Origin of the sequence: Frankia sp. Hr75.2 (genome assembly GCF_949319125.1) — a bacterium.
GTDB classification, from domain to species: Bacteria; Actinomycetota; Actinomycetes; order Frankiales; family Frankiaceae; genus Parafrankia; species Parafrankia soli.
Genome location: NZ_CASGGV010000062.1, coordinates 1 through 8,769, shown reverse-complemented (window position 1 = coordinate 8,769; position 8,769 = coordinate 1). Strand labels below are relative to the sequence as shown.

Sequence of the window (8,769 nt, the reverse complement as noted above, 5' to 3'; positions counted from 1 at the left end):
CGGGGGACCTGTGTCGGTGCTGCTGAGCATGGGTAATGTCCTCAGGTGCGCGATCCGGTTCACGATGCTCAGCGACGGGCGTGGGCAACGCGAGAGCCGGTGATGCCGGGCAACTCCTCGCGTCGCAAGGGGTATGTCCTGCCTTTGCCAGTCGTGAGGCGGTCGATCCGATATCCTCGAGGAGGATGCGGTCGCCACTGATCCCGACTGGCGGTGTATGCGCATAGCCCAATATGCGTCCAGTCCGGACCGCAGAAGAGAGCTCCGCCGGACCAGAGCCTCCTGGTCCGGCCTCCGTAACAGGTCGCGAGCATGGAACAGTGCTGCCCTGGCGGACGGAGATGGCCTGAGACTCGCCGTATTTTTTTACCTGACCGGCCGCGTCGATGACCGTCGGAAAGGGATTGTGCGTGTCTGTCGGAGGTTGGCGTGCCCGCACGGTCGCATCGGTTGTACTGTCTCTGCTGGTCGCAATGGCCGCAGCCGCGGGTCTACTTATCGAAATGCGGCCGGGTGCCCACGGCAGAACTACACGGGCATCAGACCTCGCGACTCAGACCGCGGACGCTGTCTCCGCAGGCGACGACCTGGCCAAGTTTGTCGACCCGTTTATCGGCACTGCGCAGCAGCGTCATGATGTCATACCCGGCGATGGGGTCGCGGGTGCCTTTCCAGGAGCCGCGGCGCCGTTCGGGATGGTCCAGTGGAGCCCGGACACCAACGGACGGGCGGCTGCGGGGTCGGGCGGGTACCGGTACACCGACTCGGTAATAGACGGATTCAGCCTGACCCACTTACATGGCACGTCGTGTCCTGCGGCCCAGGATATTTCGATCATGCCGTCTACCGGCTCCTATCCCTTCTATCCACCCACCGGCGCCGTGGACGAGCCATCGTTGTGGGGCGCCGGATTCTCTCATGGCGACGAGTCGGCCACACCCGGTCGCTACAGCGTTCAGGTCACCTCGCCGGTGGGTGATCGGATAGGTGTGGATCTCGCCGCCGGAGCCCGTGCGGCGATTGGTCGCTTCTCGTTTCCGGCAGGCGTGGCGGGATCCCTGGTCCTCGACGTGGGACGCCGTGCCGACGGCGCCGGCCGGGCGGACCTGCATGTGGACTCCGCCACCGGGGAGGTTTCAGGCTCGGTGACCAGCCGGGTCTTCTGCCGGCAACCAGCCGTCAGCACGCTTTACTTCGTCGCGAGACCCGATCGGCCGCCGGCGGCTGTGGGCACCTGGTCGGCGGGGCGATGGTCACTGAGCCCAGACGTGGCCGACGAAGGAGGACCCACCGCGACGTCGCGTTCCGCATCGGTCGGAGTCTGGCTGAGAATGCCACCGGCAGCAGACGGAGCGGTCATGCTCCGTGCTGCTGTGTCGTATACCAGCGTCGAGGGGGCGCGCGCCAACCTCGAGGCCGAGTACCCCAGCAGTGTCGACGCGGTCGCGAGCGCCACCCGCACCGAATGGAACCGGAGGCTGTCGACCGTGTGTGTCGCCTCCGCGCCACGGTCCGAGTTACGCACCCTGTACACAGCGCTCTATCACGCGATGCTGGGCCCCGGTGCCGTCAGCGATGCCGACGGCACCTACCGTGGCTGGGACGGATCCACCGCCGCCGCCCAGGGATGGACCGCACGCAGCGGGATCGCGGGCTGGGACGCCTACCGCAGCTCGTTCCCATTACTGGCGATGCTGGCTCCGGACGTCGCCACCGACACCGCATGGTCGTTGATGGCCGGCGCCATGCAGACCGGGTCGGTGCCAGGATGGACTCTCGCGACCAGTCGGCCCGACGTCATGCCTGGCGACGGCGGCACGGTCCTGCTTGCCGAGGCGGTGGCTCTCGGGTTGCCCCTTGACCCAGCACAGGCTTTGGCCGCCGCGCTGGCCAGCGCGGCCCGCCGCCCGTTCGCGGCCGAGTACGACCGACTCGGCTTCGTCCCGGTCGGCCACGCCGGCACCGCGGATGCTGTGTCCATCACTCTCGAGTACGCCCTCGCGGACTTCGCGACAGCGCAACTGGCGCTTGCCGCGAACCGGCCCGAAATCGCGGCTATCTTCACCGAACGGTCGACGCGCTGGCGGTCGGTATGGGATCCGGTCAGTAAGCTGCCCGCCCCGCGCAGCACGGACGGTGGCTTTCTACCGGTGGAGCCGACGACCCTGCCCGGCTACACCGAAGGCACCGCGGCCCAGTACTCATGGCTGGTTCCGCAGGATCCCGATGGCCTCGCCGAGGCGATGGGCGGACGGCGCGTCGCGGTCGACCGGCTCGCCGACTTCCTCGCCCGGCTCGACGACGGCCCGATCGGGGCACATGCGGAGATGGGAAACCAGCCCAGCCTTCTCGTGCCCTGGCTCGGTGGATCGTTCGGCGCCGTCGATCTGACGATCGACGCTCTCGACCGGACGCGCCGGACTTTGTTCCGGGATACTCCCGACGGTCTGCCCGGAAATGACGACACCGGGGGCCTGTCCGCCTGGTACGTGCTCGCCTGGCTTGGACTGGGCCCCGTCCAGCCGGGAACAGACCTGCTCATCGTCACTCCGCCGGTCGCCCCATCGGTCGAGATCACCCTTCCTCACGGACAACTTCGGTTGGTGAACCAACAGGTCGGCGGGGTGGATGGTCGCATACCGGTCGGGCTGAGACGTGACGGCGAGCCGCTCCCCGGGCCCTGGACCCGGTTTCGTGATCTCAGCGCAGGAGCGACTCTGACCTGGTCATTGTCCGATCAGCCGACCGCCCGGGGTACGCAGAACTGACCGGATCGTCGTCGACGCGGTGTCCTGCAGCCAGGCGGAAGATCCGGGCCAACCCGCTCCTGTGCGCCAGACCGCCAGACCACCAGACCGGTGATCGAAAGATCTATTACTTTGCGTAGCGGGGATCGTCTCGCAGAGCCAGGTCGGCGACGTTGGTCGGAGTTTGTGTCAGTGCTGGTTGGATGCGGGTGAACCTGCCCGCCGGCTTGGTGGTCGACTCCGCCTGCTCCGCTCGTCCCGCCGCGAGCGATGGATGATTCACGGGAAACATCTGCCCGCGGTGTCGGGTTTCTGGCGCCGAATTCCCGACACAGCACCTATCAGAGGCATCACCTGACGCGCCAGCACGGGTCCACCGGGGATGCTGGTGTGGTGCTTTCGCGTCGCACCCTCCCGTCTCGCCCCGAGCCGCCGCGGCCGCCTGCCGCTCGCTCGTCCATTCCGGGATGTCCGGACCGTCCGCTCTCAGCCCGGGGCGGGCCACATCCGAGCCTGGATCCGCGTGCCTGGCGCGCCTTCGTGACCTGGTCGACAGCTCGGACCGCTCAGCTTGGCCGGCTGGGCCTGCCGGGTGCTCCGGTGGTTGAGGTGAATCGGTGACACCGCCCGAAGGGACGGCGGGCGGCCTCCGCCCCGACTCCTCCCCCGGCGATCCGCTGCCCCCGCCGTCGGATTCCTCGGCTGCGCCGGCGACGACATCCGAAGGCCCGACCGGCGCCGCCGAGGTGGTTCCCGACGCCGCTCGGACCGTCTTCGGTGATCGTTTCGGTCTCGCGGTGCGGTATGTCGAGATGCTTTCGACGGCAGGAGTCGAGCGAGGGCTGATCGGTCCGCGGGAGACCGGCCGGCTCTGGGAGCGCCACCTTCTCAACAGCGCGGTCCTGGCCGAGGCCGTCCCCACCCGTTCCGCCTCCCCCGGCTCTGACGAGGCCGCCCTCGAGGTCGTCGACGTCGGCAGCGGCGCCGGCCTTCCCGGAATTCCGCTCGCGCTCGCCCGCCCCGACCTGAGGGTGACCCTGCTCGAGCCGATGGAAAGGCGCTGCCGTTTCCTCGCGGAAGCCGTGGCCGAGCTCGGTCTGGCGGGTCAGGTGGAGGTCGTACGGGGACGAGCGCCGGACGTCGCCGAGCTGCCTCCGCATCGCACATTCGACGTTACGGTGGCGCGCGCAGTAGCCCCTTTGGGACGTCTTGGCGCGGTACTGCTGCCGATGACCCGTCCGGGCGGTGTCATGCTTGCACTGCGCGGTTCGCGAATCCTTGAGGAATTGCAGGCCGCGCGTAGTGATCTCGATTCCCAGGGTTGGCGCGAGGTGAACGTCATGACGTGCGGGGCTGGCCTGGTGGACGAACCCACCCGTGTTCTGTGCGCGACGCGGTCACCTCAGGCGACCCAAGGGGACGGCGGGAGGGGACGGCGCGGCGCGGATGACCGGCAGGCCAGACGGACGACACAGCCACGGCGACCACGGGAGGGCACTCGTGATCGACCGGCACGTGGGAGGTCCCGTTCCACGTGAAACAGCGATGCCATATCAGACGGCGAGGGCACCTGAAGCAGCGTCGGCGGGTCGAGGCGGCCTGGCACACGGGGGGAGTCCGGGTGACACGTCCGGCCTCCCGGGCCTGGACCCCCTTGACTCCTCGACCCCGATCGGAGCGGCGGCGGCAGCAGCGGTGGAAGCACTGACGATGGAACGACGACGACCCTTTCCTCGACCCAGCCGGCGACGTGTCATCACTGTCGCCAACCAGAAGGGTGGCGTCGGCAAGACGACGACCACCGTCAATCTGGCCGCCGCACTGGCCATGCACGGAGTCCGTGTACTGGTCGTGGACCTGGACCCGCAGGGGAACGCCTCCACGGCGCTCGGTGTGGACCACCGGTCCGGCACTCCCTCGATCTACGAGGTGCTGCTCGGTGACCGCCCACTCGACGAGGTCGTCGTGCGGTCCAGCGAGTCCAGCGGGCTGTTCTGCGCACCGGCGACGATCGACCTCGCGGGCGCCGAGATCGAGCTGGTCTCGATGGTCGCGCGGGAGACCCGCCTGCGTCGGGCCATCGACGGCATGCGGAACGAGGTCGACTACGTCCTCATCGACTGCCCGCCGTCGCTGGGGCTGCTCACGGTCAACGCGCTCGTGGCGGCCCGGGAGCTCCTGATCCCGATCCAGTGTGAGTACTACGCGCTGGAGGGTCTTGGTCAGCTGCTGCGTAACGTCGAGCTGGTCCAGGCCCATCTCAATCAGGAGCTCCGGCTGTCGACCATCCTGCTGACCATGTACGACTCGCGCACCCGGCTCGCCGATCAGGTCGTGCACGAGGTGAAGGAGCATTTCGGGGACAGGGTGCTGAGCACCACGATCCCGCGCAACGTCCGGCTGGCCGAGGCACCGAGCTACGGTCAGTCCGTCCTGACCTACGACCCCGCCTCCCGCGGGTCGCTGTCCTACCTGGCCGCTGCTCGCGAGCTCGCCGAGCGCGGAGTCGACCCGGCTCCACGTGGCACCGCCGGGAGCGCCCGCGATGGGGCTCCCAGCGGCCCCATCCCGACCGGTGGGGCTCCGGTGAACGGCCGCTCCCCCGCAGGGCACGCGCCGCCCACCGGCCGCGGCACGGGCGCCGTCCAGGCCAGCCCTGACCGGCACGGCCCGCCGTCCGGCTACGGCGCAGACGGCGGCGCAAACGGCCGCAGCGACGGACGTGCAGACAGCCGCGCAGACGGCCGCGGCGCGGACGACTACGCCGCCGACGGCTACGGCACGGATGGCTACAACGCCACCGACAGATACGGCGCCGCCAATGGATACGGCGCTGACGACAGCTACCCCGCCGACGACGACCGGTACGGCACGCCCGCCGACGGCTACGACTCGCCGGGCGGTCACGCCGCTCCGGCCGGGCCGTCCACGCCGGACGGCTTTGCCGTTCCGGACGGGCCGATGGTCCCGGGTGCACCCAGCACCCGGGACGGGTACGGACGGCCCAACGGCTACGGCCCGCACGGCGGTGCCGCGGGTCCTGGCGGTCCGAACCTGAACGGGGCCGGTCGATGACGGCGCGGCGTGGTGGTCTGGGTCGTGGTCTTGGCGCGCTCATTCCGGCGGCTGCCGAGCCGCAGGACGGCTACCAGAGCAACGGCCTGGACCACGCTCCGGCAGCGGCTCCCGTCCCGGTCGCGGGCGCGGTCTTCCGGGAGATCCCGGTGGACTCGGTGACCCCGAATCCGCGCCAGCCACGCACCCACTTCGACGAGGACGCCATCGCGGAGCTCGCCGCGAGCCTGCGCGAGGTGGGGCTACTGCAGCCGATCGTCGTCCGGGAGCTCCTGCCCGGCCGCTACGAGCTGGTCATGGGCGAGCGGCGCTGGCGCGCGTCGAAGCTCGCCGGGCTGGAGCGGGTGCCCGCCATCGTCCGGGACACCGCGGACGACGCCATGCTGCGCGACGCCCTGCTGGAGAACCTGCACCGCCAGCAGCTCAACCCGCTCGAGGAGGCCGCGGCCTACGAGCAGCTGTTGCGTGACTTCGGGGCGACCCACGAGGAGCTGGCCGGGCGCCTGGGCCGGTCGCGCTCGCACGTCACGAACACGATTCGCCTGCTCGGGCTGCCGCCGGCGGTGCAGCGTCGGGTGGCGGCCGGAGTGCTGTCCGCCGGGCACGCCCGCGCACTGCTCTCGCTGGAGAACCCCGACGCCCAGGACAGGCTGGCGACGCGCATCGTCGCCGAGGGCCTGTCCGTGCGGGCGGTGGAGGAGATCGTGGCCCTCGGCGAGGAGGGGCCCCGCAAGCGGGCTCCGCGCGGGCCGCGGGCGGCCGAGCCGGCGCTGACCAGCATCGCCGACCGCCTGTCGGACCGGTTGGAGACCCGGGTCAAGGTGGACATGGGCCGCAGCAAGGGCCGCATCACCGTGGAGTTCGCGACGATCGAGGACCTGGAGCGGATCGTCGAGGTGATGTCCCCGAACTCGAAGGTCTCCTGACCTCGGTACCAGGCCTCGGGGCGCACGTGGCGGACACGTGCGCCCCGAGGCATGTCCGGGGTGTGTGCCCGTCCCGGTGCGGTCCCGCTCAGACGGTACCGGGGACGGGGTTCACCTGGCGCAGGACGCCTTCGGGATTCATCGAGCCGAGCAGGCGCTCCAGGGCGACCTCGACGTCCTCCCGCCAGCTGACGGCGTTCTTCACCTCGAGGCGCAGGCGGGGCCAGCGGTGGTGCGGGCGAACCGTCTTGAACCCGACCGCGAGCAGGTAGTCGGCGGGCACCACGCAGCGGGTGCCGGAGTCGCGCAGGTCGCCGAACGCCTCCAGAGCGCGGTAGCCGCGCCGCGTGATCTCCTTGGCCACCGACTGGATGAGCACCCGGCCCAGGCCCTGGCCGGTGAACTCCTGGACGATCTGTGCGGTCATGAGCAGCACCGCGTCCGGGCTGACGGGGCTGGTCGGGAACGCCACGGAGCGCGGGACGTACGCCGGCGGCGCGAACATGACGAACCCGGCCGGGACGTTGTCGATATACACGACTTTTCCGCAGCTACCCCATTCGAGAAGCGCCGCCGAGACCCAGGCCTCCTTCTCGATGTCCGTGCCGCCGGCCTCCTCGGCCCGGCTGCGGGCCACCGGGTCGAGCTCCCAGAAGACGCACCTGCGACAGGGGAGCGGCAGGTCGTCGATGTTGTCGAGAGTGATGTTCGCGATCCGACGACTCATCGAGCCAGCCCTCCCAGCGGTCCGGACGACCGTCCCCGGCCGATTCTTCCGCTTACTTCGGACAGCCTAGGACGGTCGTCAGCGCATGTGGCCACGGGCACGCCGTGACCTGTTCCACGTGAAACCTCGCCAACGGATTACACGTTCCCGGGACGTCCACCACAAAGCCGGTCGCGGTAGTGAAACACGACAAGCGTGCGGGACGGGGGAGCGACCGCGGAGCCGTCCGGCACGGCCGGCGGCGGCAGTAGCCAGGCGTGGTGCGGCGAGGCCTCATGCGCGCGCCGCGATGCGCGGGACGCGCAGCTGCCCCGTTGGCGGGTCCTGCTCCGGCGGCAGGAACAGGCGCTGTGTGGCGGCGAGCAGGCCCTCCGCGACGGCGGCCCGGAACTCGGTCGACGCCAGCGCGGCGGCGTCGTGAGTGTTGCTGAGGTAGCCGAGGTCGATCTGGACAGCGGGCATCCTGGTTCGGCGGAGCAGCTCCCAGGTCTTGGGATGGGCGCGGCAGTCCACCATGTCGGTCCGCGAGACGATCTCGCGCTGCACCAGCGCGGCGAAGCGCTCACCGACCGCCGACGAGCCTCGCGCGTGGCCGTAGTAGTACGTCGAGACACCCTGGGCCTGCGCGGAGCCGCTCGCGTCCACGTGCAGCGAGACCAGCAGGTCGGCGCCGATCTCGTTCGCCCGCGCCGCGCGTTCCGCCTCGGGCGGCGACTCGTGTGGCCCGTGCACCGGGTAGGCCTCCAGGCCGGACGCGAGCAGCCGGGCCTCCAACCGTGAGGCCAGGTCGGCCATCAGGTCACGCTCGCACAGCCCACCACTGGACACGCCAAGGTCGTCGCCGCCGTGCCCGGGGTCGATGGCGACGACCATGCCGAGCAGCGACGGCCCCCGGGCCAGCAGGCGCATGGACTCGCGCAGGACGTCCGGGCGGCCACCGGTGACTGTGCGCTCGAGGCGCTTGAGCTCGCGCAGGGTCCGCGGCCCGCAGAGGCCGTCGGGGTCGAGGCCCCGGTTGCGCTGGAAGTCCCGCACGGCCGAGTCCGTCCGTGCTCCGAAGATGCCGTCCGCGCGGCCGACGTCGAAGCCCATGTTCGACAGCCGCTCCTGCAGGGCGGCGACGTCATCGCCGACGAACGGGTGAGTGACGCTGTAGTGAAGGAGCCGGTCGCCGAGGCGGCGGCGAGCCTCCTCGATGGCCCGGAAGGTGTCGGGTCCGATGATGCCGTCGACCGACAGCCCGCGGCTCTGCTGGAACGCCCGGACGGCGTTGTCCAGCTCGCTGTCGAACTGG

General features: G+C 70.4%; 7 protein-coding genes. 4 read left to right on the top strand and 3 right to left on the bottom strand.

Annotated features, from left to right (window positions below):
• Positions 1–473: 473 nt before the first annotated feature.
• The gene (locus tag AC559T_RS06560; protein ID WP_498868100.1) at positions 474–2,768 is read left to right on the top strand and encodes a GH92 family glycosyl hydrolase; all 2,295 of its coding nucleotides are present in this window, start codon (positions 474–476) and stop codon (positions 2,766–2,768) included.
• 106 nt (positions 2,769–2,874) lie between these two features.
• Here AC559T_RS06560 and AC559T_RS06555 read toward each other — a convergent pair whose 3' ends face one another.
• On the bottom strand, positions 2,875–3,030 hold the full coding sequence (locus AC559T_RS06555) for a hypothetical protein (protein WP_498868099.1): 156 nt from the start codon (positions 3,028–3,030) through the stop codon (positions 2,875–2,877).
• 334 nt (positions 3,031–3,364) lie between these two features.
• Here AC559T_RS06555 and rsmG point away from each other — a divergent pair, with 334 nt between their 5' ends.
• The 3 genes from rsmG (at position 3,365) to AC559T_RS06540 (ending at position 6,748) form a co-directional block, all read left to right on the top strand.
• Positions 3,365–4,285, top strand: coding sequence for a 16S rRNA (guanine(527)-N(7))-methyltransferase RsmG (gene rsmG / locus AC559T_RS06550; RefSeq protein WP_112108068.1), 921 nt, complete (start codon positions 3,365–3,367; stop codon positions 4,283–4,285).
• Positions 4,286–4,457: 172 nt separating this feature from the next.
• The gene (locus AC559T_RS06545) at positions 4,458–5,822 is read left to right on the top strand and encodes a ParA family protein (protein ID WP_498868098.1); all 1,365 of its coding nucleotides are present in this window, start codon (positions 4,458–4,460) and stop codon (positions 5,820–5,822) included.
• Positions 5,819–6,748, top strand: coding sequence for a ParB/RepB/Spo0J family partition protein (locus AC559T_RS06540; RefSeq protein ID WP_112108069.1), 930 nt, complete (start codon positions 5,819–5,821; stop codon positions 6,746–6,748). Before AC559T_RS06545 ends, AC559T_RS06540 begins: the two co-directional genes overlap by 4 nt.
• 88 nt (positions 6,749–6,836) lie before the next feature.
• Here AC559T_RS06540 and AC559T_RS06535 read toward each other — a convergent pair whose 3' ends face one another.
• Positions 6,837–7,475 carry a GNAT family N-acetyltransferase gene (locus tag AC559T_RS06535; RefSeq protein ID WP_112108070.1) on the bottom strand — a complete coding sequence of 213 codons (639 nt, stop codon included), beginning with the start codon at positions 7,473–7,475 and terminating at the stop codon, positions 6,837–6,839.
• 273 nt (positions 7,476–7,748) lie between these two features.
• The coding region (locus AC559T_RS06530) for an N-acetylmuramoyl-L-alanine amidase (protein ID WP_498868097.1) at positions 7,749–8,769 on the bottom strand (1,021 nt) is incomplete at its 5' end.

Bases quoted from the DNA above. Each gene is read 5' to 3' on its own strand.
- AC559T_RS06560 (WP_498868100.1), top strand. From the start codon at position 474: ATGGCCGCAGCCGCGGGTCTACTTATCGAAATGCGGCCGGGTGCCCAC.
- AC559T_RS06540 (WP_112108069.1), top strand. From the start codon at position 5,819: ATGACGGCGCGGCGTGGTGGTCTGGGTCGTGGTCTTGGCGCGCTCATT.
- AC559T_RS06535 (WP_112108070.1), bottom strand. From the start codon at position 7,475: ATGAGTCGTCGGATCGCGAACATCACTCTCGACAACATCGACGACCTG.
- AC559T_RS06545 (WP_498868098.1), top strand. From the start codon at position 4,458: ATGGAACGACGACGACCCTTTCCTCGACCCAGCCGGCGACGTGTCATC.